Origin of the sequence: Clostridium sp. (genome assembly GCF_036639235.1) — a bacterium.
Taxonomy (GTDB): Bacteria; Bacillota; Clostridia; order Clostridiales; family Caloramatoraceae; genus Clostridium_AB.
Genome location: NZ_JAVWJB010000036.1, coordinates 1 through 19,885, shown reverse-complemented (window position 1 = coordinate 19,885; position 19,885 = coordinate 1). Strand labels below are relative to the sequence as shown.

The window sequence follows — 19,885 nt, the reverse complement described above, 5'->3', positions numbered from 1 at the left end:
TGCAGCTTTCAAGGTTGAGGAAAATTCCATAGATCCGATACCTGAAAATCAAAGAAAAGGTCATCCAGGTGAATTGTTTAAAATGTGGATAGGTGCCAACATAAATTACGTAGTACTTTTAAATGGTATTGTAGTTGTTGCTCTAGGTCTATCAATGTGGCAGGCTATAAGTGCTGTTATTGTTGGTAACTTATTAGGGTGTACCGTACTTGGTCTGGCTTCAATTATGGGTCCAAGAACAGGTACAGCAGGAATTGTTACTTCAAGAATTGCCTTTGGTCAGCTTGGGTCGTACCTACCTACCATAATTAGTGTTATATCTGTACTTGGCTGGTTTTCCATTAACTCAGTAGTTGCAACAGAGGCACTTATGCAGGCTTCTACTACAATATTTGGATTTGATGCAAGTGGTAGTATGCTAATGTGGGTATGTCTTGCAATAGTATTAGCCCTGGAAATTGTAATTGCAATATATGGTCATGCTACAATTATGGCAGCAGAAAAATTAATTGCATTTATACTTGGCGCGTTATTCCTAGGGCTAATATTCTTTATTGTACCACAAATTGACTTTTCTGTTATAGGAACAGCAGCAGAAACTTCAGGAGACTTTAAAACATGGATAATTGCAGTAGGTATTATTTTTGCATACCCAATTTCATGGGTTAACTTTGCATCAGACTACAGTAGATATTATCCAAGGGAAACAAATCTTAAAACAGTGGCACTATGTTCAGGTGGAGGGCAATTTGTAGCTTTAACATTCTGCGAAATTATAGGTGTATTATTCTGTTGTGCTATAGGTGGACAAAACCCAGCAGATCCTATAAGTGCACTTATAGGAGTATTACCAGGATGGTATTTAATACCGTTCTTATTAGCAGTAATGATAGGTTCAGTTGCAACTAACGTTCCAAACGGATATACAGCAGCACTTAATCTTGTTTCTTTAAGACTTCCACTATCAAGAGTTAAAGCAGTACTTGTAGTTGCAGTATTTACTTTATTATTTAGAATTGCAACAATGATATTTGGTGAATTCTTTGCACTATACGAGCAGTGGTTAAGTATAATTACAATTTGGTCATGTCCATGGGTAGCGGTAATAATTGTAGACTTCTTCCTTAGAAAAGGAAACTACAAGATTTCAGATATTATGACATGGAAGGGTGGAGAATACTGGTATAAAGGTGGAGTGTTCTGGCCTGGTATAATTTCATTTGTAATAGGTCTAGTAGGAGCTGTATTATTTACTGACTCAACATATATTCATGGACCAATTGCTGTGGCAATGGGTGTTGATATAGGATTTGAGGTAGGATTTATAGTTTCCGCAGTATGCTATTATATCCTAGCTAAGGGGCACGTTACATTTAAAAGAGCAAAAGAAATGTATTCATAGAGAAAAGGGACTGCTGCAAAATAATTTAGTTTTACAGTAGTCCCTTTTTATACTAATATAAGTTAGTATTTTGGGATATCCTAACAAAGTGGTTCTAAAATAAAAATTCTAGAAATAATATATAGAGCTGACGTTATTTTAAATTCATTTTAGAATAATATGGCGATATATAAATTATAGTATTTTATTTATAATTAAAAAATTATAAATAATAAGTTGACAATAAAATATAAGTGATGTTATAATAACTATTGTCGAGGAGAGATGGTCGAGTTGGTTTAAGGCACCGGTCTTGAAAACCGGCGTAGGGGTGACTCTACCGTGGGTTCGAATCCCACTTTCTCCGCCACATATAATTTTATATTTACTTTTTATAAGTAAGCACTTGGAGAAATACTCAAGTTGGCCGAAGAGGCGCCCCTGCTAAGGGCGTAGGCCGGGTAACCGGTGCGAGGGTTCGAATCCCTCTTTCTCCGCCAAAAAGCACTACGAAAGTAGTGCTTTTTTTAATTTGCAGAAAAGAGGGTATTCGACCCCCTTGGGACAAACGATGTTAAGAAAATGTGGTTAATCCAAGTTTAGGAGATTAGATTAAAATGATAGATATAATAAAAATAGTAATAATAATATTGGGACTTTTAATTGTAGTTGCTACTATAAAAGAAAAAAGTAATAAAAAGAATGAAGATAGGTATAATAAAACTAAGTTTTTTATAAATCTATTTAAAGGAGTTTACTCTATAGTAATAGGGTCACTGGCAATATTAAATATAGTATCAGAAAGTAGATTTATTAATTTAATGATTTTACTATGTGTTTTTGGGTTGTTTGTTGATTGGAAGTTTAAAGATCAAGCTAACAATTAAATAAGTAACTAGAGGACTATGAATACTCATAGGTTCGAATATTACGGCACAACAAATTAAATGGATTTTTTATTAAACATACAAACACCTGACTATTACTAATTAAAGCAATAGTGAAATAAAAACCATTTAATTTCTAAAAATATATAAAAAAGTATTGCATTTTATATTAGAATAAATTATAATAACTATTGTCGAGGAGAGATGGTCGAGTTGGTTTAAGGCACCGGTCTTGAAAACCGGCGTAGGGGTGACTCTACCGTGGGTTCGAATCCCACTTTCTCCGCCACAAAAAAGAATCACATTTATGTGGTTCTTTTTTTTTATGGAGAAGGTGGGATTCGACCACCTTTAGTCAAATGACGTGAAGAAAACATGGTAAATCCATGTTTTTAGTTATTTGGGAGGAAGGCTTGCTAGGCGTATAAAGCATGACGGAGTCAGGCGGGGATCCACTTTCTCCGCAAAGGGATCATATTTATATGATTCCTTTTTTTATTGAGGAAAAGAGGAATTTGAACCTAATATTTTTGAATAAAAGAAAAATAAACATTCATTAAAGTCATTATTATAAATGTACTAGGTATACTAGATGAATAAAGATCTTTGTAATAAACTATTATTAAAAATACTATTGGTATTATCATTAGTAAACAAAACTTTTTTATAGACTTTTTATTTATCATAATAATCACCACCTATTGTTAGTATATATTAAGTTTACCAATTTAATAGATGTATATATAAATTAACAAAAATTATTAAACAATTTGTAACTAATTAGAAACTATTTATGTTAAAATTTAGAAAAGGAGTGTGGTTAAAATAGGAATTAATTCAAAATTTTATTATAAGATTATGATTAAAAATATTATATCTCCATTTATTTTCTTAATTGTTCTATATTTTGCATTTATTCAATCTGGGGCTATACCAAATGGAATCAATTTATATACCTCTGTTTCATCATTTGGATTAATGGGTAGTACCATAGGGATTTTAATTTTATGTACACATATTTCAGGCAAAAGATATGAGATTTTAACTTATTTAAGTAAAAATAAGTTTAAAAGATTTTTAAGTATATTTTTAGCGTCTATTTATATAGTGACAATAACATATGTAATTAATATGTTATTTATATTATTTCACATGAATTATAGTGTGGATTATATATTTAACATAAAGTGTATTTTGCATTTTACTTTAATATGGTATTTATCAAATATATTAGCAGTTACAATAGGTGTTTTTGTAGGTACATTTGTAGGTGGGTTTGGGAGATATATATTAAGCATGATAGCAATAGCCCCTTTTTTTGTATCTATTTATACTCATATTAATGGAAGTGTAGGGTTGTTGCTTATAAATATTTTTGATGATAAATTAAGAGTTGCTAAAAACAATATTGCAGGAGTTGTTTTCAATAAATTCTATATGCTTGATAAGCTTTTTATATTTTTGATAATTATATTTTTAATAATTATAGTTTATATATATTTTAGAAATATTAAGTTGAAAAATACTTTAGTTGGAACAGTTATATTATTAATGTGTATATGTTGTTATGGAACTTTAATTTATGCTCAAAGGTCAATTGATATAGTTAATATCCCAAGTGGGATAGAAATAGGAGATAGTCAATCACTAAAGTCTAAATTCTCAATAGAAGAATATAAAATGAACCTTGACGTTAGGGGAACACTAAAAAACAGCTGTGAAATTAAAATTAATTCAGGTAACTATAATGGTACAGATCTAAGTTTACAGCTAGACAATGATTTTAAAGTGGATAAGCTAGAAGTTAACAATAAAGAGGTAGAATATGCAAGGCTTGAAGGATTAATTGTTATACCTTTGGATAAGCTAGGTATTTCAAATAATAAGTCTTTTAATATTAAAATAAATTATAGTGGAGATGTGTACAAGGTTAATAGTCTAGGGGGAGATTTTATGTACACAGGATATAGCTCTGTTTGTTTATTAAGTGATTATGTTAATTGGTATCCGAAGATCAATACTCTAAATTCTGTTAATTATAATATAGAAGGGGTAAGTGGGGCATTATTAATATCTAACTTGCCTAACAAAGTAATAAACAAAAATGGAAGTGACTATAAATTTAATATTGCTGGAGTTAGCAGAAGTATTAATTTAGTATCAGGTAATTACATAACTAACGAATATAACGGAATAAAAATAACTTCAAGCCTAGGGGGTAACAATGAATTTGTAGGTAAAACTACACTAGACATAATTAATTCTATGGATGAAAGAGTTTTACCTAAGGATGTTGTAAATGATATAAAGAACAAGGGGTATAATGAAGTAATATTAGTACCATGTTCAGATGTATTTTCCTTAGATAATAACACAATATTTATAGGCCTAGATATATTCTAGTATGGAGGGTTATATGGTAAATAGTCTTATTGTTAATAATATAGATTTTAAATACAAAGAGGACAGGGTCCTAAATAATATTACATTTGATTATGAAGGTAGTGGGGTAATTGCCCTGTTAGGACCTAATGGAGCAGGGAAGACCACTTTAATGAGGGTTATGGCTGGTCTTATGAGGCCGATTAATGGAGAGGTTATATTAGATAATATAGATGTACTAAAAAATTCTTTATATGCTACAAAAAACATAGGATATCTTCCTCAAAATTTTGAAATTTATGACAATATTACAGGAAAAGCTTTCTTAGAATATGTTTGTGATGCTAAAGGTCTTTCTAAGAAAGAAAAAAATATAGAAATAAATAAGGTAGCCGAAAAATTTAACTTAATAAATATAATAAATAAGCCGTTTAAAAAGTACTCTGGAGGATATAAAAGAAGGCTTGGAATAGCCCAGGCTATGATAGGACAACCTAAACTTATAATAGTTGATGAACCTACTGTAGGACTAGATCCGGAGCAAAGATTTGAGTTTAGACAGTATTTAGCTGATATAGGAGAGTCCACTAAGGTTCTTATTTCTACGCATATAGTAGAGGATGTAGAGTTTTACTGTAAGAAAATAATTATGATTGATAAGGGGAAAGTTAAGTTTAGTGGATTACACAGTGAATTTATAAATTCTGCATATGGTAAGATTTACAGTGGTGAGGCTTCCTTAGAAGAAGTAAACGCTATAAGACATAGGGTTAAGATATTACAGCAAAACAATCTAGAGGGTGGAAAGGTAAGTATAAAAGCTATATGTGAAGAGTATATTCCTAATGGATTTTCAAAGGTAAAATGTTCCTTGGAGGATGCCTATGTATACAACCAGAGTAAGTAGCATAATTACAAATTATTTTAAAGTAATAGATAAGAAGGGATTTATACTAGCTGTATTTTTAGTATTAGGAGCATTAATAATAATTAATGCTTTAAGATATACCCCTGAAATTATAAATGTTAATTATTTAGATATTAATAGATACTATAATATTAATGGGCATTTATGGCCAGCGGGGACATATGACTATATAATTCCATTTATTAGCTCTGTTTTGTTAAGTTTTGCATTTTACAATGACTATAAGAATAATGCATACGAAATAATGACTTTTTATAACAGGCATAAAATTAATACACTTGTTTGTTTTAAATTGTTCTTATATATTGGAATAACAATAATTTCAGTGGTTATAGGAGTGACTGTAGAGTATAGAGAATTAATTAGTTGCTCAAGTTATTATTTTATACTACTAATAAGAGTTATTCCACCTGTAGTATTTGTAAGCGGAATAACAGTATTTTTAATTATTACATTTAAAAATACTAGCTTACCATTAGCAATAAACTTTATATATGTATTAGCAGACGTATTAAGCGACGGTAGAGTTTTTAAGATTTTTACTCTACATGGGAATTCTTTTTACTTAAGCACAGTTAATTTGTTTTATATTAATAGATTTCTAATATGTATATTTGGAATAATACTTCTTATTATTTCAATTTATAAAAGCTCAAAAATAAATTAATATAAAAATATAATTTAGGAAAAAAGTATTGCATTATATGTAAAAATAATTTATAATAACTATTGTCGAGGAGAGATGGTCGAGTTGGTTTAAGGCACCGGTCTTGAAAACCGGCGTAGGGGTGACTCTACCGTGGGTTCGAATCCCACTTTCTCCGCCACAAAAAAGAATCACATTTATGTGGTTCTTTTTTTTTATGTAGAAGGTGGGATTCGAACCCCTTGGGGTAAATAACATAAAGAAAACATGGTAAATCCATGTTTTTAGTCATTTGGGAGGAAGGCTATGCCTGACGTAAAAAGCGTGACGAAGTCAAGCGGGATCCTCTTTCACGTAAAAAGCTGTCTTTTAGGACAGCTTTTTTTTATGTATTTTATTCTTATATGTTAATTCACCCAATTAAACAACACATAATATCCTTTTTATGAATATAAATCCAAAACATTAGGTTAAATACTTTGCTAAATGTGGATTTTTTATACTTAACAGTAGAAAAAGTCAAATAGATTTAAAAAAATACAACAAAAATCTACAAAAAAACTGTTTTATTTTTAACAATTCAGGTCTATAATAAAGGCATAGTCCGAAATGAGTCTTAAATTAAATTGAGCTTAAGTACCCCCTTTTTTATATAAACTTAAGTCTGATTTAAATTAAGACAACATAATAACTCTAAAGGAGGAAATAGTTGTGGAAATGGAAAAGAAAAGCAACGGGAAATGGATAGCCCTTATGGTGCTAGTTATGGCCCAAATCGGAACATCAGGTGACAACGCAGTACTTAGCGTTGCAACATCAGCACTTATAACTTCGCTAGGAGCTGCAATGAGTGATATTCAGTTAGCGAATATAGTTTACTCACTATGTGCAGGCTGTCTAATGATAGTTGGAGGAATGGTAGGTCTTATAATTGGATGGAAGAATAACTTCCGTATTGGTGCACTACTTTGTGCAGCAGGAGAACTTATAGTAGCAACCTCAGGTTCAATAGAAATATTTACTTGGGGTGGACGTTTATTAGTTGGTATTGGAGCAAGTTTAATGATTCCTTCAGTACTAGGATTAATTCCTGCTCTATACAAGGGTAAGGAAAGAGCGGTTGCATTTGGAGCAATCGGAGCGGCAACAGGTATTGCGGCATGTGCAGGACCAATTGCGGCAGGTCTTTTAATAGATTCATTTAGCTGGAGAATAGCATTTGGGTTTATGGCAGCATATTTTGCACTTGTATTACTTGGTTCATCATTTATTGGTGAGGTTGAAAAGCCAGCTAATAAGGTTAGATTTGATTACGTTGGAACTATTGGAGCTATAGCAGGATTAAGTATGATGATTATTGGTATATCAAAAATCACTGTTTGGGGACTTATTGCACCTATATCAGCTCCATTTACTATATTTGGAATTTCACCAGCACTACCACTTGCAGCAGTTGGTGTAATTATTCTTTACTTCCTAGTTGGAATTGAGAAGAAGGTAGAAGAAAAGCATGGTTCATGTCTAATTCCGTCAGCATTCTTTACAACTCCTCAGGTTCGTAATGGACTTTATTTAACAGCAATGTTATTCCTTTGTTTTGGAGGATCAGCATTCCTAATTATCACTTACATGCAACTTGCAGTAGGTATGTCAGCAGTATCAACAGGTCTTGCAATGGCAGCTATGGCATTCCCAATGATTCTTGGATCACTTGGAATACCGAAGTATCTTCCAGACGCATCACCTAAGAATATTTGTAGAACAGGTATTGTTGTAGCAGCAGTTTCAACTATTCCAATGGCAATGTCCCTACAGGTTGATGGAGTTAACTTCCTAATGTACGTAGGTCTTGCACTATTTGGGGCAGGACAAGGTCTTGTAGCTAGCCAGTCAGCTAACGTAATTGCTATGGCAGTAAGTAACCGTGATGCACAACAATCAAGTGGTATACAAACAGCTACTAGAAACGTAGGACAAGCGATAGGAGTTGCTATTCTTGGAGTTGTTATGCTATTTAGCTTAACAGGAAACATTCAAGGGAAAGTACAAGAAAACACAGAGATTTCAACTTCAGCTAAGAACTTTATAATGGAGCAAAAGAGTATAGCATTCGTTTCAAACGCTCAATTTGAAGGTCTTATGAAAGATAAGGTTGAAAGCCCAGCAGAACTAGAAAAACTAGTTGCAATAAACGCTGAAACTCGTATGGATTCAACTAAACTTGGAATCTATGTTATGGGAGCACTTATAGCTGTATTCCTTCTAGGTACAAGAAACCTACCAGGAGCAACTAAAGAATAAAATTCAAACATAAATTGAAAAATTCTAAAATTGAAAGAAGGTTTGTTATATGTTATTTAAAGATTTAAGCATTCAGACAAGAGAGTTTTCAAGAACTAGCGAAAAGGACAACAAAATAGTTATTTTCCTTGCTAAGAAAATCATCACTATGGCAGATGACATAACAGAAGCAGAAGCAGTAGCAGTACAAAACGGAAGCATACTTGCAGTAGGTTCACTTTCACAAATAACAAGTGTACTTGACGCTAAGGGAATTGCATATGAAATAAATGATTCATATAAGGAAAATGTAATCCTTCCTGGATTTATTGAAGCTCATATGCACTGCCAATATACAGGAGCAAACTTTAATCACATATATGCAGGATACTTTGATCGTCACAGCCCTGAGGGAGAGATAATTAAGGGATGTACAAATGTAGATCAAATAATTACTCGTCTTAAGGAAACTTTAGAAGCAAACAAAGATAAGTACAATGACAACGTATGGTTATGTGCTTACGGGGTAGACACTCTAGTATTAGGAGACGTTGTAATAGACAGAAACATACTAGACACAATAAGCAAAGACATTCCAATAGCAGTAGGTCATCAATCAGGACATGTTATGAGTATTAACTCAAGAGCTATTGAGCTAAGCGGTTCAGAGGAAAGACGTAACAGCCATATTGGAAGATATGAAGATGGAACTTGTAACGGTGTTATAGCAGAACTTCCAAACCTTGGACCAGTTCTAGCTGCTGGAGCACTTAAAGCAACAGGAGATCCACTTGATATAGCTTATAGAGCTGGGGTTGATGCTGGTAAGGTTGCTAAGGTTAACGGTTGTACAACAATTACAGACAAGGGATTTGGTATTCCACTAGTTAAGAATCCTATTGAAGGATACAAGAAGATGATTGAAACTAACGAAATGCCATGTAGACTAGTTGTTGAACCAATAGTTGAAATAGTTGATACATTCTTCGGAGGATGGGATGGACTAGAGAACCTATGCCAAGAAATGGAAAACGATAAGTTTATTTTCGGAAACGGAAAGATAGTACCAGATGGTTCAATTCAGCAGTATACTGCTCACCTTCTAAACGATAAATACTATGATGGAACACCTAACTCAGAAATGGTTATGAGTAAGGAAGAAATCAAGCATGCTATAAAGGTTGCTGAAGATCATGGATATGCTTGTTCAGTTCACGCAAACGGAAATGGTGCAACTGAGCTTATTATTCAAGCAATTGAAGAATTACATAGTGAAAAGCCTAACACATTATTTAGACACTCACTAGAGCACAACCAATTAGTTACAGAAAACCAATTATACCGTATGAAGCAGCAGGGTATTTCATGTAACTTCTTCTCAAACCATATGTTCTACTATGGAGACGTACATGCTAAGTTTACAGTAGGTCCTCATGAAGTTAAGAGAATGAATCCATTCCGTTCAGCTAAGAACCATGGAATTAGATTCACTTTCCACAGTGATTCTCCTATTACAGAGGTTGCACCGCTATTCTCAGCATGGTGTGCATGTAACAGAAAGTCAATGACTGGTGTAGTTAATGGAGAGGACCAATGCCTAACTGTTGCTGAAGCACTTAGATGCATTACAGTAGAAGCAGCTTGGCTTCTAGGAATGGAAGACAAAATCGGTTCAATTGAAGCTGGTAAGTGGGCTGACTTTGTAGTTCTTGAAGAAGAGCCAACAGAAGACAAGAAAGAAACATTAAAAGATATTAAGGTAATTACTACAGTTCTTGGTGGTAAAGTAATATAGTCTACATTCAAAGGTGTGCAAGCCTTTAAGTTTATAATTTATACCTATAAAACAAATATTTCTAAATTAGTTGTTAAAAAATATCATAAACACAAAAATGGGGACCTTCTCAATTGTTGAGAAGGTCCCATTCGTTTATATATTTTTATATTCAATATCTATTTTATATTTCTTTTTAGGACGTCCACGAAGACCTTCCCCAGCAACCTCAATAATCTCTGCCTTACCATTATCCTCAAGCTTAGATAGAAATCTATTAGCACTTCTTTTAGTTATGTTTAGCTTATAGGCTATATCATCTGATGTTAATATATTAGTGTCTAAGAGCTTCATAACAGAAATTATCTTGCTAATAGTAAATGGTGAAAGCTGAGTTTGTTTAGATAATTCACTAATGTAAGGATGTTCATGGGTTGTAACAGTAAGTGGTTGTTGAGACCTTGTAAATGGTCCTACTAAAACCTGATCACTATTCATAACATAGCTACAGCTTTCCTTAATTAATGAAGCCTCCTTATTAGCTAGGAAGGAATGGCTACTAGCATCAGAAATAGTAGTTCCTACTCCATATCCTATACTAATGTTAAAGTTAAGGATTTTTGTAAGGTATGCTATAAGTGAACATCTAGTAAAGTTATTAGTTATTTGTTTAACATCTTTAAGTGGCACTAAAACCTCCATGTTGTAGAAGTTTCTCTTCATCTTAAAGTCTAGGTTATTCTCCATTCCAAAGCTTATTAGAGAGTGCTCTAATAGTAGGTATTTAAGTTCAGATTCATTAACATCCCTAGGGTTAGTTAGTGATATATTATCAATTGTTATTTGGATAATACATGGCTGAACATTGTTAAGGTCCTCAATTTTAATATCTGACACAAGTTGATTAAAACATCCTACAACATGTTCCTTACTAGGTGAACAGAAGTAGTGTTTAATATTATTTTCTGCAAGTCCATTAAGAACTATATTACTAAAGTGGGTAATAGAAACCTTAATTTTACCTTCCCTATGAAGTCGAAGGTGTTTATCAAGTGCAGATTTAAATGCCATATCAAATTCAGCAGGGTCCCACTTAGAAAGGTGGATTTGGTCTGATATATAACATTCTTTTCGAAGGTCTACAACATCATCTATAAGATTCATGTCTATTTGCTCTAAAAGAAAATCAATATACACCTCTGACAGCTTTATTCCTGGGTTTTCTATATACATTTGAACAAGTGTCTTAGATAGTCCTAGTGGGTCAAGGAATGTGGTTCTATAATTAGTAGTTTCTTTAAAGTGTTTCTTAACAGTCATTTCAGTAAGCATACCCCATATAAGGAATCCATCATATTTATCCTCAATATCTCGGGATATAATGTCTATTTCTTCAAAGTCTTTATATGTTATATATTCAATATCAATATTAGAATCAACACCACTTAAAATATTTCTTAAGTGATCTTCTAGCCAAATTGATACGATAACTCCAATTTTCATAAATTATCTACCTCCTAAAGTTTAGTATACCAAAAATATAGTAAATACTATGGTGTTTTGAAAAAAATATGGTTTATAAATTAAAACATTTATAAAAATAAAAATAACGATATATTTCGACAATTTAAATATACAAATCCCCATAAAACCATTATAATATATTTAAGACGTGTCGGAAATGTTTCGATAAATAAAGGGGTAGATATTATGAAGAATAATAAGATCCACTACGGCTGGTTAATAGTACTCGCCTGTTCTACAATTATGTTTTCATCTTATGGAATAATAAACAACTGTGCAAGTTTATTTTTCAAGGTTGTTTCAGAATCTATAGAGGTGTCACGAACAGAGTTTTCAATGTATTACACAATTTCAGGAATAGCACTTGTATGTATAGTACCTTTTGTAGGTAGTATATTTAAGAGATTTGGAACAAGACCTACAATGATATTTGCAACAATCCTCTCTTCAGGAGCGTTTGTAGGATTTTCTATGGTAGAAAACATAAAGGTATTCTACATATTAGGAGCTATGCAGGGGTTAGGACTTGGAATGCTAACCATTATACCTGTGTCAATTATAACAAACAACTGGTTCCACAAGAAAAAGGGACTAGCACTAGGCCTTGTAATGACAGGAGCAGGACTTGGAGGATTAATATTTAACCCTGTTACAAACTTTATTATCCAAAACTATGGCTGGAGAAATGCCTATTTAATTTTAGGAATTGTTTCAGCAGTAATAACTTTACCGATAATATTCTTAATATATAGGAGCCCAGATGAAAAGGGAATGAAGTCCTATGGTATTGAGGATGAGCATGTCTATAAGAAAGTTGATTCAAGTGGTTTAAAGCTAGGTGAATCAGTTAGAACACCATCATTTTGGCTTTTATGTATAGGTATGTTTGCGTTTTGTATAGGAAGTATAGGAATACAAATGCACATACCATCTTATTTAACTGATATTTCATTTTCAACTAATATGGCAACAAGTATAGTAACAATTTATCTTGCAGCGGCAGTACCTTTTAGAGTATTAATGGGTGTTGTTTTTGATAGGGTAGGTTGTGCTAGAGGGGTAATAATCGGAGGAATTGTAATGATTTCATGTCAGGTAATACTTCTTAACATAACATCATACCCAGTGGCAATATTATTTGCGGTAATTTACGGTTACGGAATATGTATGGGAACAGTTGCTACTCCAATACTTGTAGCTAATATATTTGGAAATGAAGAGTATGGAAAAATCATAGGGTTAGTTAATGTTTTCCCAGCACTAGGTGCAGCTATAGGACCATTAATATCAAGCACTATATTTGATAACTTTGGAAGCTACACATATGCATGGGTAGGATATATAGGACTAACAATAATAATGATAATTACAGTGTTAATAAGTATATATTTGATAAATAAAAAAACAAGCCAAACAGTAACCCCCAAAACTGTAAAAGCGTAAAAAAGGGCTGTTGCAAAATTATTAAATTTTGTAATGGCTCCTTTTTTATAATTGAGTATATGTAGTAGGTTATAATGGGTCTTAACTATACTTCTTCACTAAAAGGACTACCTCTTAGAGGCAGTCCTTTTATTTTTCTTAATATTAAAGCCTATTTCATAGATGCTTTAGGAGTTAATTTACTATTATTTTTCGAATTAAGGGGAATCTTAATGCTTTCTTAATGTCCGCTATATACTCTTTAACACTAAGTTAATGTTAATGGTGCTAGAATTAGTCTTAGATTAAATTAAAGTATGAAATATGTTAGGGGGAAGAGCCATGGCACTTCTATTTGGTTTAGTTATTTTAGTTGGATGTTATTTAGTATACGCACTTATAAATCCAGATAAGTTTTAATGTAGTAATCAGGAGGGTAATTATATGCTACAGGTCTTATTAACATTTTTAATTTTTACTATTTTGGTTATACCAATGGGGAAATACTTATACAAGGTAGCTTCAGGGGAGAAGTCTTTAGCAGATAAGATTTTTGATCCAATAGATAATACGATTTATAAACTATGTAAAATTAATAGGTCAGGTATGAACTTTAAGTACTATTTAGTAGCGCTTTTAACTACTAACTTTATTATGATGTTTGTTTCATTTGTTATATTAACTGTTCAAGGAATAGGAGTTTTAAACCCAAATGGAGTTGGGGGTATGAGATGGGACTTAGCTCTTAATACGGTTATAAGTTTCATGACAAATACTAATCTACAGCACTATGCAGGTGAAAGTGGACTTTCATACTTAAGCCAGATGGCTGTTATAACATTTATGATGTTTACAGCAGCTGCATCAGGATATGCGGTATGTATGGCGTTTATAAGAGGAATAGTAGGTAAGGACAAGACTCTTGGTAACTTCTACGTGGATATTGTAAGAATTATAACTAGAGTACTGATTCCAGTAGCTTTCGTTGTAAGCTTACTACTAGTTTCACAGGGAGTTCCACAAACACTTGAACCTACAAAAACAGTTACAACTATAGAAGGTACAGTGCAGGACATTCCACTAGGACCAGTTGCTTCTCTTGAATCAATTAAGCATTTAGGTACTAATGGTGGAGGATTCTTTGGCGCTAATTCATCAATGCCATTTGAGAATCCAACTGCAGTTTCAAATATAATAGAAATTCTTTCAATGATGTTATTACCAGCTGGGTGTGTTATTGCATTTGGACACATGGTAGTAAGCAAAAGAAAAAGTGAGGACAAGCCTACAGCTGAGGGTTCAAAGCAGGCTAGAACAATATTTATAGCAATGGCAGTAATATTCATAATAGGTCTTTCAGCTATTATATGGGCTGAAAGTCAAGGTAACCCGAATATAGCAAAGGAAGGCTTAACTCAAACAATGGGTAGTATGGAAGGTAAGGAAGTAAGATTCGGTTCAGAGGGGTCTGCATTCTTTACAGCAGTTACTACAGCATTTACAACAGGATCAGTTAACAATATGCACGATTCATTAACACCAATTGGTGGACTTGTTGCAACTTTAAATATGATGCTTAACCTTGTATTTGGAGGTAAGGGTGTTGGATTTATGAACATGATTATGTATGTAATACTAACAGTATTTATATGTGGTCTAATGATAGGAAGAACCCCAGAATACCTAGGTAAAAAGGTAGAAAGCAGGGAAATGAAATTAGTTTCAATGGCTATTATTATACACCCACTTATTATTCTAAGTCTTACAGCACTTGCTGTTACAACAGCAGCAGGCTTAGGTGGAGTAACAAACCAAGGTAACCATGGCCTAAGTCAGGTGTTATATGAATATGCCTCATCAGCGGCTAACAATGGTTCAGGATTTGAGGGGCTTTTAGATAATACTGTGTTCTACAATTTATCAACTGCACTTGCAATGTTCCTAGGTAGATATTTACCTATAGCCTTGCAGCTTGCTATAGCAGGAAGTTTACTTGCTAAAAATCCTATTAATGAATCAAAGGGAAGCTTAAAAACAAGTAATATGACATTTACAGTTATTCTAATAATAATAGTATTTGTATTTGCAGCACTAACATTTATGCCAGCCTTAGCACTCGGTCCTATAGCAGAACACTTAAAGCTATGGATGTAAGTAGCTAATTAATAAGGCTTTATAAAGACACTACCAATTTTATTTAAAGTTGAGGTAATAGAAATGGAAGAAAAGAAAAAATCTAAGTTTATAACAAAGGAGATTTTAAAGTCCTCTATAATAGGGGCTTTTAAAAAGTTTAATCCTAGATATATGATAAAAAACCCTGTAATGTTTGTTGTTTTAATAGGTTTTGGGTTATCAATACTTTTAAGTATTTTCCCAGAGATATTTGGAGACTCAGCAGATTTAAGGGGATATAATATAACAATTTCAATAATTTTATTTATTACTATATTATTTGCTAACTTTGCTGAATCTGTTGCAGAGGGTAGGGGGAAAGCTCAGGCGGATACCCTTAAGAAAACAAAGAAAGATTCAACAGCACGTGTACTTTTACCAAGTGGTGAAACTAAGGTTATTAGTGCAAGTGAGCTTAAAAAAGGTGATATAGTACTAGTTAAAGCAGGGGAGATAATTCCAAGTGATGGAGAGGTTCAAAGAGGTATAGCATCAGTTGATGAGTCAGCTATAACTGGAGAATCAGCACCTGTTCTTAAGGAATCAGGTGGAGACTTTGCATCAGTTACAGGGGGAACACTTGTTGCCAGTGACTTTTTAGAGATTGAAATAACTTCAATGCCAGGTGAATCATTTCTTGATAAGATGATTGCACTAGTTGAAGGAGCAACAAGAAAGAAAACACCTAATGAAATAGCACTTAATACACTACTAGTTAGTTTAACAATAATATTCTTAATAGTTGTAGTTACTCTTTATCCTATATCAAGATATGTAGGAGCAGGTATTCCAGTTTCAACACTTATAGCTCTTATGGTATGTCTAATACCTACAACAATAGGAGGACTACTATCAGCTATAGGAATTGCTGGGATGGATAGAGTTACAAGATTTAACGTTATTGCACTTTCAGGTAAGGCTGTAGAGGCATGTGGTGACGTAGATACAATGATCCTTGATAAAACAGGAACTATAACATATGGAAACAGACTTGCAGCACAGTTTATCCCTGTAGGGGAGGTTGCTGAAAGTGAGCTAATTAACTATTCAATTATATGTTCAATAAGTGATAATACTCCTGAGGGTAAGTCAATTGTTGAACTTGGAGAAAGACTAGGTGGAGACAGGGGAAACCATAGGGAAGAAGACCTTGAATTTATAGAATTTACAGCTCAAACAAGAATGAGTGGTGTTGACCTTGAAGATGGTACTGAAGTTAGAAAAGGAGCATTTGATGCTATAAAAACTAGGGTACAAAAAATAGGTGGACATATTCCAGAAGACCTTGAAAGTAAGGTTACTGAGGTTTCAAAAATGGGTGGAACTCCACTTGTAGTATGTGTTAACAAAACAATACTAGGAGTTATCTACCTAAAGGACACAGTTAAACCAGGTCTTGTTGATAGATTTAAAAGACTTCGTGAAATGGGAATTAAAACAATTATGTGTACAGGGGACAACCCACTAACAGCTGCTACAATAGCTCAGGAAGCTGGAGTAGACGGGTTTGTTGCTGAGTGTAAACCTGAGGACAAGATTGAAGTTATAAAGAAGGAACAGGCAGAGGGTAAGGTTGTAGCTATGACTGGAGACGGAACAAATGATGCTCCAGCACTTGCACAGGCAGACGTTGGAATTGCTATGAATAGTGGTACAACATCAGCTAAGGAAGCAGCTAACGTGGTTGACCTTGATTCTGACCCAACTAAAATACTTGAGGTTGTTGAAATAGGTAAGCAGCTTCTAATTACTAGAGGAGCCTTAACTACATTTAGTATTTCAAATGATATAGCTAAGTACTTTGCTATAATACCTGCAATGTTTACACTTGCTATTCCTCAAATGAATGCATTAAACATAATGGGACTTTCAACACCTTTTAGTGCTGTACTTTCAGCATTAATATTTAACGCTATAATTATTCCATGTCTTATACCACTTGCTATGACAGGTGTTAAGTATAAGCCAATGAGTTCAGAATCAATGTTAGTTAGAAACATGCTAATATACGGACTTGGTGGGGTGGTTGTACCATTCCTTGGAATTAAGCTAATAGATATTATTATTACACCGCTTTTATCATTTATAGGATTATAGGAGGAAAGGCAATGAAGATACTATTTTACAACTTAAAAAAAGGTTTAATTATTAGCCTTGTTCTTATAGTTTTATGTGGATTTGTATTCCCATTAGCTGTAACAGGGGTTAGTAACCTTTTATTTAATGACAAGGCTACAGGAAGCATGATTACTGTTAATGGTAAGGAAGTTGGTTCAAAGTTTATAGGACAAGCATTTACATCGGATAAATACTTTACTGGAAGAATTTCAGCTGTTAACTACAACACATATAAAGAAGGTGACCCTGAATACAAGGGGGTAGCTACAGGTGGAAGCAACCTAGCTCAAAGTAACCCAAAGCTTATGGAGAGAATCAACAGTGATGTTGAAGCATTCCTTAAGAAAAACCCAAATGTAAAAAAAGAAGATATACCAGCAGATCTTATTACTGCATCAGCATCAGGACTTGACCCAGACATAAGCATTGAAGCAGCTAAAATCCAAGTTCCTAGAATTGCTAAGGCAACAGGGAAAACAGAAGCTGATATAGTTAAAATAATAGAAAAAAACACAAACAAAAAGGCTCTTGGCATTTTAGGTGAGGACACTGTAAATGTACTTGGAGCAAACATAGATATATACAAGTTAACAAAGTAATGTTAGCTTAAGAAATACCTAATATATAAACAAAAAAAGTTTTTTGTTAGTAATGAAGAATAGTAATTTAGGGGAAGAAAAAATTTCTCCCTAAATAGAAGGATTAAGTTTATGGTGGTAGGAAATATTATAGGCTACACCCTTGGGTTTAGACGTAGAAAATCTTAGATGAAAAAATGTAAAGACCCTTAGAGAAGCCGGGTGTTTGAGCTTTAGCAAGTTTGAGTCTGCCCCTTGGGTATAGGCAGCTCTTAGGGGATTTGCATTTTTACATCTTAGAGTTTCTAGGAAAAATCCCAGACGTGGTGATAGAATATAATATTTCCTATCACCTTTTCCTATATTGTATTTAAAGTGAAAATTTTTTAGTGTATATTACTATTAAGAATGGATTTTGGAGGGATTATGGTTAATGAGTTTGGCACTACTAAAAGGGGTAAACTAAAAATATTTTTCGGCTATGCAGCAGGTGTTGGAAAGACCTATGCTATGCTTGATGCAGCCCATAGTGCAATACGTAACGGTTATGACGTAGTTGCAGGGTATATAGAACCACATAATAGACCAGAAACAGCAGCTTTAATGGAGGGGCTTGAACTTTTACCCTTCCTTGAAATAAATTATAAGGGAAAAACCTTCCGTGAGTTTGATTTAGACAAGGCACTAGAGAGAAAGCCTCAAATAATATTAGTAGATGAACTTGCCCATACCAATGCATACGGATGTCGTCATAAGAAAAGATATAACGATATTGAGGAGCTTTTAAGGGCAGGAATAGATGTATATACAACGGTTAACGTTCAGCACATAGAAAGTCTTAATGATGTGGTTGAATCAATTACACATATAACGGTTAAGGAAACAATTCCAGATAGAATATTTGATAATGCTACACAGGTTAAGCTTGTTGATATTGAGCCTGAGGATCTTATTGATAGACTTCAAGAGGGGAAGGTTTATGGCAAGGGACAAGCACAAAGGGCATTAAATAATTTCTTTACAGCAGAAAACCTAGCCAGTCTTCGTGAAATAGCCCTAAGACGTACAGCGGATAGGGTTAAAAACCTTGAGGATGAGAAGAATTTTGCTAGAAAAAAGGAGCATTTTACAGGGGAACATATACTTATATGTTTAAGTAGCTCACCATCTAATTCTAAGGTTATTAGAAATGCAGCAAGAATGGCAGCGGCTTTCCATGCTGAGTTTACTGCAATTTATGTTGAAACAGAATTCCAGGGAGACATGACTAAGGAGGATAAGGACAAGCTTCTTAAAAATATTAAACTGGCTAAGGACCTAGGAGCTAAGATTGCAACTGCATATGGAGAGGATATACCCTATCAAATTTCAGAATATGCAAAGACAAATGGGGTAACTAAAATAGTTATGGGAAGGTCTAATACAAGAAGAACCTTTATTAGAACCATGCCAAGCTTTGTAGAAAGGTTAACAGTTTTAGCCCCTAATATAGATGTATATATAATTCCAGATAGTCACCTAAAATATATTCCTAATAAAAAAAGATTCAAGCTTCGAAAAATAGAGAAAGTAGATATATTAAAGCTATTAACTATTATGATGGTTTGCACAATTATAGGACAGTGGTTTTACATAGCTGGCTTTTCTGAAAGTAATATTAATGCCATATATATTCTAGGAGTTTTAGGAGTATCTATATCCACAGCATCAAGGGTGTATGGAGTTTTAAGTTCAATATTAAGTGTATTAACATTTAACTATTTATTCTGTGAGCCAAGGTTTACATTCCA

14 protein-coding genes and 4 tRNA genes are annotated in these 19,885 nt (G+C 33.3%); 17 read left to right on the top strand and 1 reads right to left on the bottom strand.

Translation table 11 applies throughout. From position 1 onward, the window contains the following. From RR539_RS08460 to RR539_RS08410, 11 genes are all read left to right on the top strand, one after another. Window positions 1-1,402 (top strand): purine-cytosine permease family protein (locus RR539_RS08460; protein ID WP_332500335.1); only part of this gene is annotated, 1,402 nt, incomplete at its 5' end. Window positions 1,403-1,660: 258 nt separating this feature from the next. After that, window positions 1,661-1,751: transfer RNA gene (locus tag RR539_RS08455), tRNA-Ser, on the top strand. 38 nt (window positions 1,752-1,789) lie between these two features. Beyond that, window positions 1,790-1,881, top strand: a tRNA-Ser gene (locus RR539_RS08450). A 117-nt stretch (window positions 1,882-1,998) separates the two neighbouring features. After that, window positions 1,999-2,268: a hypothetical protein gene (locus RR539_RS08445; protein WP_332483648.1), complete on the top strand. Its 270-nt coding sequence runs from the start codon at window positions 1,999-2,001 to the stop codon at window positions 2,266-2,268. A gap of 198 nt (window positions 2,269-2,466) precedes the next feature. Then, window positions 2,467-2,557 (top strand) — tRNA-Ser (locus RR539_RS08440). A gap of 569 nt (window positions 2,558-3,126) precedes the next feature. Continuing rightward, on the top strand, window positions 3,127-4,671 hold the full coding sequence (locus RR539_RS08435) for a hypothetical protein (protein ID WP_332483647.1): 1,545 nt from the start codon (window positions 3,127-3,129) through the stop codon (window positions 4,669-4,671). Window positions 4,672-4,684: 13 nt separating this feature from the next. After that, on the top strand, window positions 4,685-5,557 hold the full coding sequence (locus tag RR539_RS08430) for an ATP-binding cassette domain-containing protein (RefSeq protein WP_332483646.1): 873 nt from the start codon (window positions 4,685-4,687) through the stop codon (window positions 5,555-5,557). Further along, window positions 5,535-6,245, top strand: a complete 711-nt coding sequence (locus RR539_RS08425) for a hypothetical protein (protein WP_332483645.1) — start codon at window positions 5,535-5,537, stop codon at window positions 6,243-6,245. The genes RR539_RS08430 and RR539_RS08425 overlap by 23 nt, the downstream gene beginning before the upstream one ends. 69 nt (window positions 6,246-6,314) lie before the next feature. Beyond that, a tRNA-Ser gene (locus tag RR539_RS08420) sits at window positions 6,315-6,405 on the top strand. A gap of 536 nt (window positions 6,406-6,941) precedes the next feature. After that, complete coding sequence (locus RR539_RS08415; RefSeq protein WP_332474528.1) at window positions 6,942-8,525, top strand: MFS transporter; 1,584 nt, start codon at window positions 6,942-6,944, stop codon at window positions 8,523-8,525. Window positions 8,526-8,574: 49 nt separating this feature from the next. Next, on the top strand, window positions 8,575-10,299 hold the full coding sequence (locus tag RR539_RS08410; protein ID WP_332474524.1) for an amidohydrolase: 1,725 nt from the start codon (window positions 8,575-8,577) through the stop codon (window positions 10,297-10,299). 135 nt (window positions 10,300-10,434) lie between these two features. Here the strand turns inward: RR539_RS08410 and RR539_RS08405 are convergent, their stop codons facing one another. Further along, window positions 10,435-11,781, bottom strand: coding sequence for a hypothetical protein (locus RR539_RS08405; protein ID WP_332474525.1), 1,347 nt, complete (start codon window positions 11,779-11,781; stop codon window positions 10,435-10,437). Window positions 11,782-11,988: 207 nt separating this feature from the next. On the opposite strand from RR539_RS08405, the gene RR539_RS08400 reads away from it, so the two are divergent. The 6 genes from RR539_RS08400 to RR539_RS08375 all read left to right on the top strand — a co-directional run. Further along, window positions 11,989-13,245 (top strand): MFS transporter, encoded by a 1,257-nt coding sequence (locus tag RR539_RS08400; RefSeq protein WP_332483644.1) that lies wholly within the window; start codon window positions 11,989-11,991, stop codon window positions 13,243-13,245. Between the two features lie 303 nt (window positions 13,246-13,548). Further along, entirely contained in the window at window positions 13,549-13,644 is a 96-nt protein-coding gene (locus tag RR539_RS08395) for a potassium-transporting ATPase subunit F (protein ID WP_332474410.1), read from the top strand. A 24-nt stretch (window positions 13,645-13,668) separates the two neighbouring features. Then, window positions 13,669-15,378, top strand: coding sequence for a potassium-transporting ATPase subunit KdpA (gene kdpA, locus RR539_RS08390; RefSeq protein WP_332483643.1), 1,710 nt, complete (start codon window positions 13,669-13,671; stop codon window positions 15,376-15,378). 63 nt (window positions 15,379-15,441) lie between these two features. After that, window positions 15,442-17,496, top strand: coding sequence for a potassium-transporting ATPase subunit KdpB (kdpB, locus tag RR539_RS08385; protein ID WP_332483642.1), 2,055 nt, complete (start codon window positions 15,442-15,444; stop codon window positions 17,494-17,496). 11 nt (window positions 17,497-17,507) lie between these two features. Next, window positions 17,508-18,116 carry a potassium-transporting ATPase subunit KdpC gene (gene kdpC, locus RR539_RS08380; RefSeq protein WP_332474810.1) on the top strand — a complete coding sequence of 203 codons (609 nt, stop codon included), beginning with the start codon at window positions 17,508-17,510 and terminating at the stop codon, window positions 18,114-18,116. A 405-nt stretch (window positions 18,117-18,521) separates the two neighbouring features. Beyond that, window positions 18,522-19,885, top strand: a 1,364-nt coding sequence (locus tag RR539_RS08375; RefSeq protein ID WP_332500333.1) for a DUF4118 domain-containing protein, incomplete at its 3' end; no start/stop codon positions are given.